We start from the raw sequence: 15,511 nt of genomic DNA on the forward strand, positions 1-15,511 counted from the left end.
TGGAACAGATGAACTTTTAGCAAGCTCGCCTTGTCTGATGCATAGCCTCGACAAGCAAAGGAGCATCATGCAATTTTTGACAGCATCGGCCAAACCCGGGGGCAGCCATGTGCTGACGCTGCTGTTGATCATGCTGCTGCACATGGCATTATGGCAAATCATTCGCCATTCGGGCTTGTCTGGCAGGGCATCGGCCAGGGACGACGTGGTTCTGTATCTTGATGTACTGAAAATTCTGCCGCCACCTCCCAAACCACCGGTCGCTGACGACTCGCCTGTCAAGGTCCTTACGCCTGCCAAGCCGCTTGCTGCACGGAATACCCGGCAAACCCAGACGGCCAAGGTGCCACTATCAGCCACCACGGCAACCAGCCCGGACACTGTGCCAGCCCCGGTTACCGAAATTGACAGCGTTAGTTCTGGCAATAACAACAATGCTCCCCGCCTTGACCTGGATGCCTTGCGTACTTCGGCATTGGCCATGGAACGGCAGCGCAAACCCGGGGAGATCGAGCAAATGCAAGCCAGCCACCGGCGTAGCGACACGCTGGAAAAACGTCTGGGTGAAGGCACAAAACGGGCAGAAAAGAAGGAATGCATGAAAGCCTTTTCAGGCCTCGGCTTACTAGCCGTCATCCCGCTGGCGGTCAGTGCCGTTGTAGACACAGGATGCAAATGGTAATGCTGGCCCATGCTCGGCTATAATGCGAAATTCCGCAGCTTCACTGTGAACGGGATTGGAACGGAAAAGGACTGACGCAAAGACTTTCCGGCATGCATAGGCGAAACCATGCCAGCCGGCCAGTTTGCCTGGTCCCCGGCAGACCTTGTATCGTGTCGTGCTCATCCTAATGCGGCAATTTTCATTTTTTTATCTGGATCATTCATGAAAAAAATCTCTTACCTGTTCGCCGCCATGATGCTGGCAGCCTTCGGATCTGGCTTCTCTACCGTGACCGCGGATACCGCGCAGGCACAGGCAGCAGCACCTGCGGATCCCACCAAGCAGCAAACCGTCCGTGCAGAAATGGGCAAACCGCTCAATGAGATTCAGGAATTGCTGAACGCCAAGCAATATCCCCAGGCATTGGAAAAAATCAATGCCCTGGATGCGCTGGAAAAGAAAACACCTTATGAGATGTTTGCCCTCCATCGCCTGCGTGCCGTGGTTGCTTCCGGTACCAATGATTCAGCCATGATGGCCCAGTCGTTTGAAAACATGATCAATACGGAATTTCTGAAAGAGCCAGAAAAACTGCGCCTGATCGAAGCCATGGCCGGCACCATGTTCAATGAGAAAAAATATGTACAGGCAAGATCCTGGGCAGGCCGCTATCTGGAGAGAGAACCAGGCAACGTCGGCATGAACAACCTGGTCGCCCGTTCCTATTATCTGGAAAATGACTATGCCAACACCATCAAGGTGTTAAACAACCAACTGGCTGAAGATGACAAGGCCGGCCGCAAGCCTACCCAGGAAAACCTGCGTCTGCTAGGCGGTGCCTATCAGCAGCTAAAAGACAACAATGGTTATGCAACGGTGCTGGAACGCCTGCTGGGCACCTATCCACAAAAAGAATACTGGAGTGACCTGCTATACCGTATCGAACACAGACCAGGTTTTGCAGAACGTCTGCGTCTGGACATGTACCGCTTGCTGCTGATCACAGACAACCTGGACGACGGCTCACAATATGTGGAAATGGCTGAACTGGCCCTGCTGGCTGGCTTGCCGACTGAAGCCAAGAAAGCTGTGGATGCCGGCTTTGCAGCCAATATTCTGGGTACCGGCAAAGAAGCCGCCAAACACAAGCAATTGCGTGACCGCGTCAACAAACAGGCTGCAGACGATCTCAAAAACCCGGATGCGGGCGAAGCATCCGCCAAATCGGCAAAAACCGGTATTGGCCTGCTCAACATCGGCTACAACTATGTCATCAATGGTCAGCATGAAAAGGGTCTGGCACTGATGGAGCAGGGCTTGGCAAAAGGTGGCCTGAAATCGGTAGACGAAGGCAAGCTGCATCTGGGCATGGCCTACCTGCAAGCTAAAAACCGTGAAAAAGCCAAGGAAATCTTCAAATCCATACAAAGTACAGACGGTGCAGCCGATTTGGCCCGTTTGTGGTTGCTGGTACCAGAAGACGGCAGCAAGCCAGCCGCTGCACCTGCAAAATAAGCTGTAATCAAATAAGCTGTAATCAATAGCTGATGGCTGTCATGCAGCCATGAAAAAAACGCGTTACCCATCAAGGGGTAACGCGTTTTTTATTAGGACTTACGCAAAATTGTCCCAGCAAGGCGTGGCGACGAAGACAGTACTTTAGTACGGCTAGGAGCCACAACACAGCTGGGGCGGTTTTGCGTAAGTCCTATTTATGTACGTCTCATCAGCAGATGGAAGCCAAGCTGATGCGAAATCAAGATTCGTCTGCAACGCCGTCCATGTCCCTACCCTCCATCACTACTGCAGGGCCACGATACAAACTTGATGTGATAGTGCCGCCTGTATAAAAAAAGGCCGCTCTGCGGGTAGCAGAACAGCCTGTTAAATTCAGTACTGCAAGCTCTGATTACGGTACTGACACACCTTTGGAAACTAGTGGACTGTAATAGTTGAAACAGAAGTGAAAGACGCTTGCACGGCGATCAGGGCAAGGCGCAAAGCACAGCGATAGTGAACTATCGCGAGCATTTGCAACGCAGCCATGGTCGTCGCGCAAGCGGAAGGCACTCTGTTTTCAACTGTTACAGTCCACTGAGTACATCTTCAAATTATTTTTATTAACTCTGATCAAGAGTGATAGGCAGACTCACCATGGCTGGTGATGTCCAGGCCTTCACGTTCTTCATCTTCTGGTACACGCAAGCCAACCACCAGGTCAACCAGTTTGTAAGCGACCAGAGAAACAATACCTGACCACAGGATGGTGACGCCAACTGCAGTTGCCTGCGTCATGACCTGCCCCATCATGTCATACGGATCGGCAGACATTTTGTTGGCGACATAATCAAAAATACCTTGACCGCCGAGGGATGGTGCAGCAAACACACCAGTCAACAAGGCGCCCAGGATACCGCCGACACCGTGTACACCAAATACGTCGAGGGAATCATCTGCACCCAGCAGGCGTTTCAGACCATTGACACCCCACAGGCAGATGATACCTGCCAGCAGACCGATGATCAGCGCACCCATAGGACCGACGAAACCGCATGCTGGCGTAATCGCTACCAGACCAGCTACCGCACCGGATGCACCACCCAGCATGGAAGGTTTGCCTTTGGACATCCATTCACCAAATACCCAGGAAACAGTCGCTGCAGCAGTTGCCAGCAAGGTGTTGATGAATGCCAGTGCTGCGACGTCGCCTGCTTCCAGCGCGGAACCGGCATTGAAACCAAACCAGCCCACCCACAACAGGGATGCACCGATCATCGTCATGGTCAGGGAGTGCGGTGCCATCGATTCTTTACCGTAACCTACACGTTTGCCTATCAGATAAGCACCCACCAAACCGGCGACCGCTGCATTGATATGAACCACCGTACCACCGGCAAAATCGAGCGCGCCTTTTTGTTGCAGGAATCCGCCTTTAGCCAATTCAATTGCCCCGCTGGCTGCATCTTTGATGGTATCCGGACCTGTCCAGAACCAGACCATATGTGCAATCGGCAGATAGCTGAAAGTGAACCACAACACCACGAACAACAGAACCGCTGTGAATTTTGCACGTTCAGCAAATGCACCGATGATCAGGCCGCAAGTGATGGCTGCAAATGTCGCCTGGAAGGCCACATAGGCAAATTCAGGAATGACCACGCCTTTGCTGAATGTCGCTGCCGTAGCGAATGTTGCCTTGGCTGGATCCCAGATGCCTTTCAGGAACAGACGGTCAAACGAACCGATGAACTTGCCACCTTCGGTGAATGCCAGTGAGTAGCCGTAGATACACCACAAAACAATGATCACCGCGAAGATCATGAAGACCTGCATCAGGATGGACAGCATGTTTTTGGAACGAACCAGGCCGCCGTAGAACAGTGCCAGGCCAGGTATGGTCATCAAAATGACCAGCAAGGTGGCAACCATCATCCAGGCGGTGTCGCCTTTATTCGGTGTGGGTGCCGGTGCTGCCGCCGCAGAAGCGGCAGCCGGATCAGCAGCAACCGCTGGTGCAGCTGGTGCAACCGCTGCCGATGCAGGCGCTGCTACTGCCGAAGCAACAGGAGCAGATGCTGCAGGGGCGGATGCTGATGCAGATACGGCGGTAGATGCTGCTGCAGCCTCAGGCTTGGCTGGTGCATCTTCGGCGATTGCCATCGATGCAAAACCCAGACTGACCAGTATGGCTGTCCCTGCCACTACATTTTTTAATAGTTTTTTCATGTGAACTCCCTGGTAGCCGATCAGAGCGCGTCGTTGCCGGTTTCACCGGTACGAATACGCACAACTTGTTGCAAGTCGTAGACGAAAATCTTGCCATCGCCGATTTTTCCGGTGCGCGCAGCGGTTTCTATCGCTTCGATCGCACGGTCAACAATGGCATCATCCACGGCTGCTTCAATTTTTGTCTTCGGCAGGAAGTCAACAACATACTCGGCGCCACGGTACAGCTCGGTATGGCCTTTTTGACGGCCAAAGCCCTTCACTTCAGTCACCGTGATCCCCTGTACACCGATGGTGGACAAGGCTTCGCGGACTTCATCGAGCTTGAAAGGCTTGATAATTGCAGTAATCAGTTTCATGCTAGCCTCAAATGTTTAAAAGGTTTTGACTGCAGACAATACCAGAGTGGTCTTGCCTGTAAACTTGCCTGCTGGTGTCACATACAGCTTCTTGTCGGCATTGGTGCCCAGTGCTGCCAGACCAAAGTTGACGCCGAAGAATTCCTTGTTGATGCTGATTTTCCAGTCAGAGTAAGAAGAAGCGCCATTGTTTTTGACAGTTTGGCGGCCTACATGCAGACCCAGTGTATAGCCTTCAGGTACTTCAATATTCGCCCCCAGGTCCAGGTAACCACTGTTTTTACTGTTGACGAAACCGAACAGGTTGGTCACGGAGTGCGAATATTTTGCATACACAGGGCCGGTGCCGATCTGGCCATAGATTTCTGTCGTGTTGGCATCAGCAAAACCAGCCACTTTGTTCAGGCCGTTGGATGGGTATATATAGCTCAGTACACCGACATCATACGAAACGTCTTTGACAATCTCGCCCTTTTTACCGGCATAGATATCCCATTCGATGTCGCCGCTACCACCTGCATCCTTGGTCCATTTGATGGTCGACAACCATGTACCAGCGTAAAAACCGCTAGGATTGTTCACATAATCAGCACCGCCCTGCAAAGCCGGGTCAAGACGAGACTGCGAAATGGCACGATAGCGGTATTCACTGACTACGCCAACGTTGAAGCTGACTTCATTATCTGGCTTGGCATCTTCTGCCTGGGCAAAACCACCAAAGAATGATGCGGCTACAGCAGCGGCGATTACTAATTTTTTCATTGCGCTTCCCCCTAGTTGATTAAGATTTGAATCGGATTAAACCTTTTGTGCATGCATGGCCTGCTTAGAACCTGTTTTCGATCTTACTGCGCGAGCGTGATCGGGGCTCATGTGCTGCTCAAAATGCTCATGTACTTAAGTACATTCCGCTTTTTGCGCTGCTCTTCACCCCGCTGACGCTCGCTCGCTACAGATCGTAAACAGGTTCTTACAGATACCACTGCCATGAATGCCTGAATTCTCTTTTCATCTCTCTGTTAGCAGGAGTCGTGCCAACTGCGCAAGTTTCTACGTATTAACCGAAATACCTCCGGCAATACCAATAAGCATCAGGGATAGATGCGTTATCATTACCTTATGGGTAAAATGGCAAGCGCATTGTGCAGCATAGATGCACCAATAAAATGCACTGATTATTCTGCACGAAAAAGTGGCGTCAGCAAATTTGCACCATATTGGTGCAAATTCCAGAGAGAGGATAGAAAATGAATAAGCAAAATTTCTTTAGTGACATGCAGGCCAAAGTTAACCAGGTGCTGGAAAATTCCCCGGCAAAAGACCTGGAAAAAAACGTCAAGGCCATGATGAGCCAGGGATTTTCCAAGCTGGATCTGGTCACCAGAGAAGAATTTGATATACAGGCGCAGGTACTGGCCAAGACCCGCGCCAAGCTGGAAGCACTGGAAGCCCGGGTCGCCGCCCTGGAAGCACAACAAAACGACGAATAAACAGGTTCAGCAGCCGATGTCGCTCGCCGTCCTCAAAAGCCGCGCCCTGAATGGCATGGATGCACCACAAGTTACCGTGGAAGTGCATCTGGCCAATGGCCTGCCAGCCTTTACCATCGTCGGCCTGCCCGAAACCGAGGTGAAGGAATCCAAGGACAGGGTCAGGGCTGCGCTGCAAAATGCGCGTTTTGATTTCCCGGCCAAGCGGATTACGGTCAACCTGGCCCCGGCAGACCTGCCGAAAGAATCGGGCCGTTTTGATTTGCCCATCGCACTGGGCATACTTGCCGCCTCCGGGCAAATCCCGGCAGATGCACTGGACCAATATGAATTTGCCGGCGAACTGTCACTATCGGGTGAACTAAGACCGATACGCGGCGCGCTGGCAATGACCTTTGCCATCTGCAAAAGCCAGCAGCACAGTAAACAAGAACCCGCCTTCATCCTGCCGCGAGCCAATGCCGATGAAGCAGCGTTGGTCAGCGACGCTGCCATTTACCCGGCAGATTCATTGCTACAGGTGTGCGCCCACTTTGCCGCTCTGGGTAATGATAGCAAGCTGGTACGCCACCGAGCGCATTCCCAGGTGCAGCGCCCTCGCTATGCCGACTTTGCCGAAGTCAAAGGGCAATTGCAGGCCAAGCGGGCACTGGAAGTGGCGGCAGCAGGTTCGCATTCGGTCATCATGGTGGGCCCGCCAGGCACCGGCAAATCCATGCTGGCAGCCCGTTTCCCCGGTATTCTGCCGACCATGACCGATCAGGAAGCACTGGAATCAGCCGCTGTACTATCGCTGACATCCGGCTTTGCGATAGAGCGCTGGAAGGCCAGGCCTTACCGTTCACCCCACCATACAGCATCTGCCGTGGCGTTGGTTGGTGGTGGCAGCACGCCGCGCCCCGGTGAAATTTCACTGGCACATCGCGGCGTGCTGTTCCTCGATGAACTTCCGGAATTTGACCGGAAAGTGCTGGAAGTCTTGCGGGAACCACTGGAGTCTGGCCACATTACCATTTCAAGAGCGGCACGGCAGGCAGATTTTCCCGCCAGTTTCCAGTTAATCGCTGCGATGAACCCATGCCCTTGCGGTTATTTCGGGCACAGTAATGGCAAATGCCGCTGCACGCCGGATAACATCGCCCGTTACCAGGGCAGGATATCCGGCCCCCTGCTTGACCGCATAGACTTGCAGATACAGGTCGGTGCCCTGCCCCATGCAGATTTGCTGAAACAAGCGGATGGTGAAGCCAGCCAACAGATACACGCACGGGTTGAAGCTGCTTTTGCACACCAGCAGCAACGCCAGGGCAAAGCCAACAACCTGCTATCCACCACTGAAATCGACGAATACTGCCGCCCCGACAGCAGCGCCGAACAGTTGCTGCGCAACGCCATGAACAAGTTCAGCTGGTCTGCCCGCGCCTATCACCGCGTATTAAAAGTCGCCCGTACCGTTGCCGACCTGGCAGGAGCCAGACAAATCACGGCTGCGCATGTGGCCGAAGCCATACAGTACCGGCGGGCGTTGAGGGAACATTAAGTAGTTCTAAGCATTTCTGTGTCGGATGCCGACATACACGACCATGACACCAAGTCGCCTTGACCTTGAACAAGCATTGAAATCCCCAGCTACGTAACCACATAGTGAATAGTTAGTTACATCAGGAGATGACCATGTCCCCACAAGAAACCCAGGCTTTACAGAATTTTCTCGATCAGTTGGTGAAAGTGCAAGGCATCAGCAAAGATGTGCAAGCGCAAAGCCTGATTAATGATGCTGTCAGCAAGCAGCCTGACGCCAGTTATCTGCTGGTGCAAAGGGCTTTGCTGCTGGACCAGGCATTGGCCCAGGCCAATACCCAGATCACCAGCCTGCAGACAGAGCTACGTGAATTACAGGCGGGTAAGAATAACGGCTATGGCAATCCTGGCGACAATTTCCTGGATCCGGCCACCAGTGCCTGGGGTAATAGTTCCAGCAGCCGCCCCATACAGGCAGCAACGGCAGCGACCACAGCAACATCAGTCACTGGTAGCCCCCTGCCAGGCTACAGCGGCATGCAACCGCCACCGCTGCCCGTCAGCGCCATGGCTGCGGCACCGGCTTCCAGCTTCTTTGGTGGTACTGGCGGCAGCATGCTGGGCACAGTGGCAGCAACGGCCGCTGGCGTAGCGGCGGGTGCTTTTTTGTTCCAGGGTATAGGTCATTTGATGGGCAACCAGTCGCATCAGCAAATGGCTGACAGCGGCAGCGGTACAACGCAATTGAACCAGGGTGGCAGTGATTTGTTACCCGGTTATTTTGACAAGGCACCAGAAGTGCAAGAGACTGCACCGGAAGTTCCAGCGGTAGATGACACGCAATCGGCCAGCCTGATGGATGATTTTGGTGGCGATGATATGGCGGATTTTTCCTGAAACCTTGCTGGCAACATAGCCCTTCCTTATCGCCTACTGCCCCGCAAGTAACAAAGTTTGCAAATTGATTACGGCGCTGTAACAACTACCCTTGTTCAGCGCCGCACAAAGATAGCTTCCCCCTTGCCAGATCAGATTTGAAGCCTTGCCATTGTGCAAGGCTTCAAGCATGTCCATAAAGCACATCGATGCTGACACTGGGTTTGCGGAGGGTGCTTTCACAGGCGCAGCCACCATCCCGGCAACATTGATCCCAATGGCAATTTTCTGCTAGAAGATATCGCCAGATCTGCGTTGTTACAGCGCGTTACCAAATTTCCTTAAAATTTCTTATTTCAGGTATCACAATTCGCCAGTCGGTGCGTTAATGGCTGATGTCAGTCCATAATCGGGTGGCACCACTATTCTTTTGTGCAATACGGAAGAGGTTAAAAATGAGAATTCAACAGACCATACAGCAGATGCTGAGTGCCAGCCTGATCGTCTTGCTGGCAGCATGTAGTACCAATCCACAACAAGCGAGCAATACTGGCAGCAGCAAAAGCCAGCCTGTCATAGGCAATACCCTGACGCAAGCGGCGATTCCACCCGAACAATTACTGAACCGCATCACCTGGGGTAGCAACCCGACGACCCTGCAAGCCTTGCAGGCAGTTGGCCCGGATCAATACCTGGACCAGCAATTGCGCAGCCGTACTACGGCCTTGCCTGCCCCTATCCAGGCGCAGATTGATACCCTGACTATTTCCAGCAAGCCGTTTGAAGACATCATGCGTGATCTGGAAGCGCGCCGTATCGCTTCAGACCAGCAAAAAGGCACGGATGACACCTTGCGCAAGGAATACCAGCAAGAGTTGACCCGTCTGGCACGCGAAGCGTCCAACCGTGCGCTGCTGCGCGACGTGTATTCGTCGAATCAGTTGCAGGAACAGATGAGCTGGTTCTGGATGAACCATTTCAATATCCATAATGGCAAAGCGAATGTACGCGCCATGCTGGGTGATTTTGAAGAACAGGCGATACGCCCGAACGCGCTTGGCAATTTCCGTGACCTGCTGCGCGCCACGGTCATGCATCCTGCCATGCTCAGGTATCTGGACAATGAACACAATGCCGTCAACCGCATCAATGAAAACTATGCGCGCGAGCTGATGGAATTGCATACCATGGGCGTCAACGGCGGCTATACCCAAAAAGATGTGCAGGAACTGGCACGGGTACTGACCGGTGTCGGCATCAGCATGAATAAAGACACACCACGCATGAAGCCGGAACTGGAAAAACTGTATTACCGCAAAGGCCTGTTTGAATTCCAGCCGCAACGTCATGACTTTGGTGAAAAACTGATCCTCGGCAAAACCATCAAGGGTCGCGGCATGGCCGAACTGGACGAAGTCTTGCTGATGCTGTGCAGGCAACCTGCCACCGCCAACTATGTCAGCCAGAAACTGGCGGCCTTCTTTGTCTCTGATACCCCGTCCAAGGCACTCATAGACAAAATGGCGGGCCGCTTCTTGCAGACCGATGGCGATATTCCATCTACCTTGCGGGCGATGTTTGATTCACCTGAATTCATCGCTTCGCTGGGCAAGAAGTTCAAAGACCCTATGCACTATATGCTGGCATCGGTACGCCTGGCGTATGACGGCACGACCATCGTCAATACCGGGCCGATGCTGAACTGGCTGAACATGATGGGTCAGCAATTGAACGGACGCCAGACACCTGACGGCTATGGCCTGAATGAAAGCGCCTGGGCCAGTTCTGGCCAGATGACGGTGCGTATCGATATTGCCAAGTCCATCGCCGGTGGTAACCCGGGCCTGTTCAAGGTAGACAATCAGCCCGCAGCACAGGAAAAACCACCACAACCAGCACTGGCGATATCCAATTATGTCAAGAGCTGGACCAAGCAATTCAGCCCGTCTACCCAGACGGTCCTGAGCCAGGCAAATACGACACAGGAATGGAATACCTTGTTTCTTGCCTCCCCCGAAATGATGCGTCGTTAATCTTTTCATAGAAAGATCAAGGATATGAACCGCCGTGACTTATTGAAAGCGATGGCCTTGTTGCCATCCACCGCCATGCTGGGCATGAGCAGCCATGTAATGGCCGCACCCGCCACCCAAAACCGCCTGCTGCTGGTGTTTTTGCGTGGTGGCTATGACGCCAGCAATTTGCTGATCCCTACTTCCAGCAATTTTTATTATGAAGCCAGACCAAATATCGCCATTGCGCGACCAGGCTCAGCACCGGATTCGGCGCTGGAACTGACCGCCGACTGGGGCCTGCACCCGGCGCTGAAGGACACGGTCTACCCCATGTTCCAGAACGGGGAAGCCAGCTTTATCCCGTTTGCCGGCATTGATGACCTGTCGCGCAGCCATTTTGAAACCCAGGACAGCATAGAACTGGGACAGCCACTGACGGGCAGCCGGAATTTCCATTCCGGTTTCATGAACCGTCTGGCCAAGGTATTGAGCAACAACAGCAAAGTTGCTGCCATGTCCTTCACCGACCAGTTGCCAATCGCCATGCAGGGCTCGGCGCGCATCTCGAATACCGCTTTGCGCAATGTCAACAAGCTCAATGTCGATCAACGTCAGCGCGACATGATCTTGCAGATGTATGGCGATACCAGTCTGTCGCAGGCAGTCAAGGATGGCTTTGCCATGCGCGAAGAAGTGGCCCGTGACTTGCAGGAAGAAATGAACAGCGCCAACCGCAATGCCATTTCCACCAAAGGCTTTGAGTTGGAAGCGCAAAGAATCGCCAAGCTGATGCGGGAAAAATATGCGCTGGGTTTCATCGATGTCGGCGGTTGGGATACGCATGTGAACCAGGGTGGTGTCAACGGCACGCTGGCAGTCAAGTTTGAAGAACTGGGACGCGGCCTGGCGGCCTATCGCACTGAAATGGGCAGTGCCTGGCGCAATACCACCGTGGTGGTCATCAGTGAATTTGGCCGCACTTTCCGTGAAAACGGCAAACGTGGCACTGACCATGGTCATGGCAGTGTGTACTGGGTGCTGGGCGGCGGTGTCAAGGGCGGACGTATTGCCGGTGAACAGATCGCGCTGGAACAGGGCAAGCTGTTCCAGAACCGTGATTACCCAGTGCTGAACGAATACCGGGCCGTGCTGGGCGGCTTGTTCACCAATATCTACGGGCTGAGTAGCGCCCAGGTGGACCAGGTCTTCAGCGGTGTCAAAGCGCGTGATCTTGCTTTGGTGTAATGGTACCCATGTCGGTAATCACTTCTTCATGCAGGGGTAAGTCGATATAGAAATGGGTGCCGACAGCCTCAAACGCAGACTCCATGTAATAACCGATATCACCATGCATCTGCCGGATGATGGCCTGGGAAATTGCCAGGCCTAATCCGGTTCCCCCTTTGGCGCGGGTATCTGAAGAATCTGCCTGTGAAAATTTCTGGAACAGGCGTTCGCGGAAATTTTCCGGGATGCCGCTGCCCTGATCTATCACTTCTATACGTACGCTTTTCCCCTGACGAATCTCGGTCAGGACGCGCACGACTGTGCCTTCCGGCGAATATTTGCAGGCATTCGACAACAGATTCGCCATCACTTGCTGGAAGCGGCCCGCATCGACCATCACATGGGCATCCGTGATGTGCGCGTCAAAGACGATTTCCGTGCCTACGCTGTGGGCAAAAGCCTGGTTATTGTTCACGGCAATTTGCAACAGCGCATACAGGTTCAGGTGTTCAAACATGAAGTCCATCTTGCCCGCTTCGATTTTCTGGATATCCAGCAAATCATTGATGAGCCGGGTCAGGCTTTCGCTATTCTTGTGCGCCATGTTGAGCAGAGGGGCAATCTTGTCCGGCACACTGCCGACGGCACCACCCACCACCAGGCCCAGTGCACCACGGATGGCAGTCAGCGGGGTACGCAACTCATGGCTGACGGTAGAGATGAATTCACTCTTCATGCGTTCCATCTTGCGTCGTTCGGAAATATCCCTGACGATGACGATCAGCTTGCGCCGGCCTGCATGATAATACTCACTGATGGCCAGTTCGGCGGGGAACAGGCTGCCATCCTTGCGCATTCTTTCCACCTCGGTACGCAGGCAGCCGGTTTCCAGAAATTCACTGCGGCTCATGGCCAGGCCCAGCAAATCGGGTTGCCCCGGCGGCGAAAAAAACCTGCCATTCTTGCCCACCACTTCGCTGGCCGGATGACCATAGATGGCCACCGCAGCCGGGTTCAGTGCCTCTATCTTGCCGGTATCATCAATCATGACGATACCGTCTGCGGCGTTCTGGAAGATGGCTTGCAGACGCTCGGATGAATCTTTCAACGCGATCTGCTGTTCCGTCAGGTTTTTCAGTAAATGGGCCTGGTTGCGGTTGATAATTTCAGCCTGCTGCTTCAATTCGGTCGTGGCGAGCAAATCATGCTCGCGTTTTTCCAGCAGATTGACCAGCACGCTAAATGCCGCTACCAGCGCCAGAATGCCACTCATGGCGACCACCACGATGCCGGTCGTGATCTTGCGCCAGTCAGACAGGTATAAATCTTCATCCACCGAGAAATTAATAATCAGCGGATATTTCTGCAACGATTGTACGGCCGCCATGCGCGTCACATGCTTACCCCCATCCCCCATGCGTGAAGTGTTGGTGATGATGACGCCGGATTTTTTGTTTTGATTGTGCACCAGCTCATAGGTGCTGCCGGTCAGGTTTTTCATGCCCATGATTTCACCGCGCTCTGGCCAGCGTGCCAGATAGGTAAAATCATTCCTCAGCAAGGCTATCGATGCATGTCCATCGGCGCTGAGTTTTTCATAAAACTGTGAATAGAACGAGGGCGACATGCCAAGGATGACCACACCGATGAATTCACCATCACTGCCAGTCAACCTGTGGCTAAGGAAAAACATCCATTTCCCGGTGGTCTTGCTGCGCACCGAAGCACTCAGGTAAATTCCCTGCACAGGATTGTCGCGCTGGGCAATGAAATAATCACGATCAGCCAGGTTGTAGGTTGGTGCCGGAAAATTGCGCGAAGTGTTGATCACATTGCCGTTCACGTCCAGCACAGAAATCACTTCAACGGCCGGTGACAGGCTGGCCTTTTCGCGCAAGAACTGATGGAAGTCATACGTTGATAATTTGGCAGACAGGTATTCAGCACTGACGCTCCAGCGATCCTGTATGCGTTCAGAAATACTGTCCAGCGCCGTATAGGCAAAATCCATTTGCTGGCTGACGGTTTCCGTCAGGACGACACTGAAGGTCTCGGTCTGTTTTTCCCATTTGCCGACTTCCTGCGCCCGCAACATCCAGACCGCACTGGCTGCCCCCAGGATAATCGCCAACACCAGGCACGCGGCAAGCGCGATGGCCAAACGACTGGTGGGTAATCCTGTTTCCTTCATCTCAATCTGTCCATTGACGCTTATTCGCCATATTATTCACCATGTTATACGCCATGTTGTCCGCCAAATAGTATTCGTAAATTTTGCCACACAGACATGTTGCCTGATTTTTACACTTGGGGGAATGCCTGTCGATGTTGCCCAACAATTTAGCGACGATTCGTCTATAGTAAAAAAGGATACTGGTGATCCCGGCATCGATTCTTATCATAGCTATAACTGCTGTTTTACGCGAAAAATAGATATGCATTACTAACGCAACAACTGCCACAGCTTATATTAATAAAAAAATAATTCCACTTTTCCCCAGGGGGCTGTCGTAGAAATGCCATACCAATCAACATAAAAATAGCTAACAATTACCACTGCAATGCATTGTTGCGGATGATTTACTACACTTTCCCTAAAGAAATGAATGTATTTCTGTTAAAACTTGGCAAGAAATGTTACGGTTTTACCACCTGCCGGACAGAGCACCGTTCAAACAACAATCAAGACCTGGAAATGCAACATCAAGCATGGAACAGGTCTGCACAATATCCGATCAAGGAAAAGGAGCAAACAAAATGAAAAAAAACGTATTGATACATACCTTGGCAAGCGGTTTGCTGCTCATTGCTGCCGCAGCCCATGCAGAGGCCGGCATACTCAGTTGTGAAGCCTTGAAAGAAAAAATTGCCACCAAGCTGGAAGGCAAGGGGGTGAATAACTATACCCTGCAAGTCGTCTCGAAAGACACCGAAACCAAACACCGCGTGGTTGGTTCCTGTGAAGGGGATAAGAAAAAGATCATCTATAGAAAGGAAAAAGCTGGTGCCAAAGCAGAAGAATAAGCAGAAGAATAAATAGAAGATTTGCGGTCGCGGTCCCAGGCGCATTGCACTTGTAAAAGTGCAATGCGTTTATTTTTCTACCTGCGTATCAACGTATCAACGTCGGTATGTAAGCGCTATCTTCATGTAAAACGCATCGCCTGTATAGCTGGCCAGCTTTTCCAGTTGCTGTTGGTCGAGCCCGGTTTGCTCGACAAATCCACGGCGTTGCCAGAATGCACTGGTGCTTTGTACTGATACCAGACATACGTGCTGCCAGTTTTGCCTGCGGGCATAGGCAAAGGCATGTGCCAGCATGGCCTGTGCCAGACCTTTGCCGGCATGTGCCGGATCAACCGCCAGATCATGCACATACAAGGCATTGGGCTGGCCAGCCAGGCTGAATGCCTGACCCAGTGCAGAAATACGACCGCCGATACTGGGATAAGCGACCAGATATGCCATGACGCAGCCGTCCTGCTCTGCCACCCAGGCTGTATCAGGCGCACTTTGCAGGCGAGCTGCCAACAGGGGCAAGGCTTCCACCATAGCGGGCACATAGGCCAAAGACTGTATATCAAATACCGCCGCCACATCCTGCGGCAGCATAGTGCGCACCTGCCACGTCAT

General features: G+C 52.7%; 13 protein-coding genes. 8 read left to right on the forward strand and 5 right to left on the reverse strand.

Features of this window, described 5'->3' with window-relative positions; all coding sequences use genetic code 11:
• The first annotated feature begins 67 nt into the window (after window positions 1-67).
• Window positions 68-682, forward strand: a complete 615-nt coding sequence (locus ACO0LM_RS21225; RefSeq protein ID WP_423039679.1) for a hypothetical protein — start codon at window positions 68-70, stop codon at window positions 680-682.
• 204 nt (window positions 683-886) lie between these two features.
• Window positions 887-2,179 (forward strand): tetratricopeptide repeat protein, encoded by a 1,293-nt coding sequence (locus ACO0LM_RS21230; RefSeq protein WP_423039681.1) that lies wholly within the window; start codon window positions 887-889, stop codon window positions 2,177-2,179.
• A 615-nt stretch (window positions 2,180-2,794) separates the two neighbouring features.
• Here the strand turns inward: ACO0LM_RS21230 and ACO0LM_RS21235 are convergent.
• The 3 genes from ACO0LM_RS21235 to ACO0LM_RS21245 are packed head-to-tail and all read right to left on the reverse strand — an operon-like array spanning window position 2,795 to window position 5,511.
• Window positions 2,795-4,390, reverse strand: coding sequence for an ammonium transporter (locus ACO0LM_RS21235; protein WP_423039683.1), 1,596 nt, complete (start codon window positions 4,388-4,390; stop codon window positions 2,795-2,797).
• Window positions 4,391-4,410: 20 nt separating this feature from the next.
• On the reverse strand, window positions 4,411-4,749 hold the full coding sequence (locus tag ACO0LM_RS21240) for a P-II family nitrogen regulator (protein ID WP_110254759.1): 339 nt from the start codon (window positions 4,747-4,749) through the stop codon (window positions 4,411-4,413).
• A gap of 15 nt (window positions 4,750-4,764) precedes the next feature.
• Window positions 4,765-5,511 (reverse strand): TorF family putative porin, encoded by a 747-nt coding sequence (locus tag ACO0LM_RS21245; protein WP_423039685.1) that lies wholly within the window; start codon window positions 5,509-5,511, stop codon window positions 4,765-4,767.
• 485 nt (window positions 5,512-5,996) lie between these two features.
• Here ACO0LM_RS21245 and ACO0LM_RS21250 point away from each other — a divergent pair, with 485 nt between their 5' ends.
• From ACO0LM_RS21250 to ACO0LM_RS21270, 5 genes are all read left to right on the forward strand, one after another.
• Window positions 5,997-6,239 carry an accessory factor UbiK family protein gene (locus ACO0LM_RS21250; RefSeq protein ID WP_422983912.1) on the forward strand — a complete coding sequence of 81 codons (243 nt, stop codon included), beginning with the start codon at window positions 5,997-5,999 and terminating at the stop codon, window positions 6,237-6,239.
• 16 nt (window positions 6,240-6,255) lie between these two features.
• The gene (locus tag ACO0LM_RS21255) at window positions 6,256-7,779 is read left to right on the forward strand and encodes a YifB family Mg chelatase-like AAA ATPase (RefSeq protein ID WP_423039688.1); all 1,524 of its coding nucleotides are present in this window, start codon (window positions 6,256-6,258) and stop codon (window positions 7,777-7,779) included.
• Between the two features lie 134 nt (window positions 7,780-7,913).
• Window positions 7,914-8,657, forward strand: a complete 744-nt coding sequence (locus ACO0LM_RS21260) for a DUF2076 domain-containing protein (RefSeq protein ID WP_423039690.1) — start codon at window positions 7,914-7,916, stop codon at window positions 8,655-8,657.
• 434 nt (window positions 8,658-9,091) lie between these two features.
• A complete protein-coding gene (locus tag ACO0LM_RS21265; RefSeq protein ID WP_423039692.1) occupies window positions 9,092-10,669 on the forward strand; it encodes a DUF1800 domain-containing protein in 1,578 nt (525 codons plus the stop codon).
• Window positions 10,670-10,693: 24 nt separating this feature from the next.
• Window positions 10,694-11,896, forward strand: coding sequence for a DUF1501 domain-containing protein (locus ACO0LM_RS21270; RefSeq protein ID WP_422983904.1), 1,203 nt, complete (start codon window positions 10,694-10,696; stop codon window positions 11,894-11,896).
• On the opposite strand, the gene ACO0LM_RS21275 is transcribed toward ACO0LM_RS21270, so the two are convergent.
• Window positions 11,868-14,069, reverse strand: a complete 2,202-nt coding sequence (locus ACO0LM_RS21275) for an ATP-binding protein (protein ID WP_423039694.1) — start codon at window positions 14,067-14,069, stop codon at window positions 11,868-11,870. The two genes, ACO0LM_RS21270 and ACO0LM_RS21275, sit on opposite strands and share 29 nt — an antisense overlap.
• 566 nt (window positions 14,070-14,635) lie before the next feature.
• Here ACO0LM_RS21275 and ACO0LM_RS21280 point away from each other — a divergent pair.
• A complete protein-coding gene (locus ACO0LM_RS21280) occupies window positions 14,636-14,902 on the forward strand; it encodes a DUF1161 domain-containing protein (RefSeq protein ID WP_423039696.1) in 267 nt (88 codons plus the stop codon).
• A gap of 96 nt (window positions 14,903-14,998) precedes the next feature.
• Here ACO0LM_RS21280 and ACO0LM_RS21285 read toward each other — a convergent pair whose 3' ends face one another.
• On the reverse strand, window positions 14,999-15,511 hold the full coding sequence (locus ACO0LM_RS21285) for a GNAT family N-acetyltransferase (protein ID WP_423039698.1): 513 nt from the start codon (window positions 15,509-15,511) through the stop codon (window positions 14,999-15,001).

Origin of the sequence: Undibacterium sp. Di26W, assembly GCF_049340265.1 — a bacterium.
GTDB lineage: Bacteria > Pseudomonadota > Gammaproteobacteria > Burkholderiales > Burkholderiaceae_D > Undibacterium.

Coding starts and splice junctions, on each gene's coding strand:
- ACO0LM_RS21225 (WP_423039679.1), top strand. CDS start 68: ATGCAATTTTTGACAGCATCGGCCAAACCCGGGGGCAGCCATGTGCTG.
- ACO0LM_RS21230 (WP_423039681.1), top strand. CDS start 887: ATGAAAAAAATCTCTTACCTGTTCGCCGCCATGATGCTGGCAGCCTTC.
- ACO0LM_RS21235 (WP_423039683.1), bottom strand. CDS start 4,390: ATGAAAAAACTATTAAAAAATGTAGTGGCAGGGACAGCCATACTGGTC.
- ACO0LM_RS21240 (WP_110254759.1), bottom strand. CDS start 4,749: ATGAAACTGATTACTGCAATTATCAAGCCTTTCAAGCTCGATGAAGTC.
- ACO0LM_RS21245 (WP_423039685.1), bottom strand. CDS start 5,511: ATGAAAAAATTAGTAATCGCCGCTGCTGTAGCCGCATCATTCTTTGGT.
- ACO0LM_RS21250 (WP_422983912.1), top strand. CDS start 5,997: ATGAATAAGCAAAATTTCTTTAGTGACATGCAGGCCAAAGTTAACCAG.
- ACO0LM_RS21255 (WP_423039688.1), top strand. CDS start 6,256: ATGTCGCTCGCCGTCCTCAAAAGCCGCGCCCTGAATGGCATGGATGCA.
- ACO0LM_RS21260 (WP_423039690.1), top strand. CDS start 7,914: ATGTCCCCACAAGAAACCCAGGCTTTACAGAATTTTCTCGATCAGTTG.
- ACO0LM_RS21265 (WP_423039692.1), top strand. CDS start 9,092: ATGAGAATTCAACAGACCATACAGCAGATGCTGAGTGCCAGCCTGATC.
- ACO0LM_RS21270 (WP_422983904.1), top strand. CDS start 10,694: ATGAACCGCCGTGACTTATTGAAAGCGATGGCCTTGTTGCCATCCACC.
- ACO0LM_RS21275 (WP_423039694.1), bottom strand. CDS start 14,069: ATGAAGGAAACAGGATTACCCACCAGTCGTTTGGCCATCGCGCTTGCC.
- ACO0LM_RS21280 (WP_423039696.1), top strand. CDS start 14,636: ATGAAAAAAAACGTATTGATACATACCTTGGCAAGCGGTTTGCTGCTC.
- ACO0LM_RS21285 (WP_423039698.1), bottom strand. CDS start 15,511: ATGACGTGGCAGGTGCGCACTATGCTGCCGCAGGATGTGGCGGCGGTA.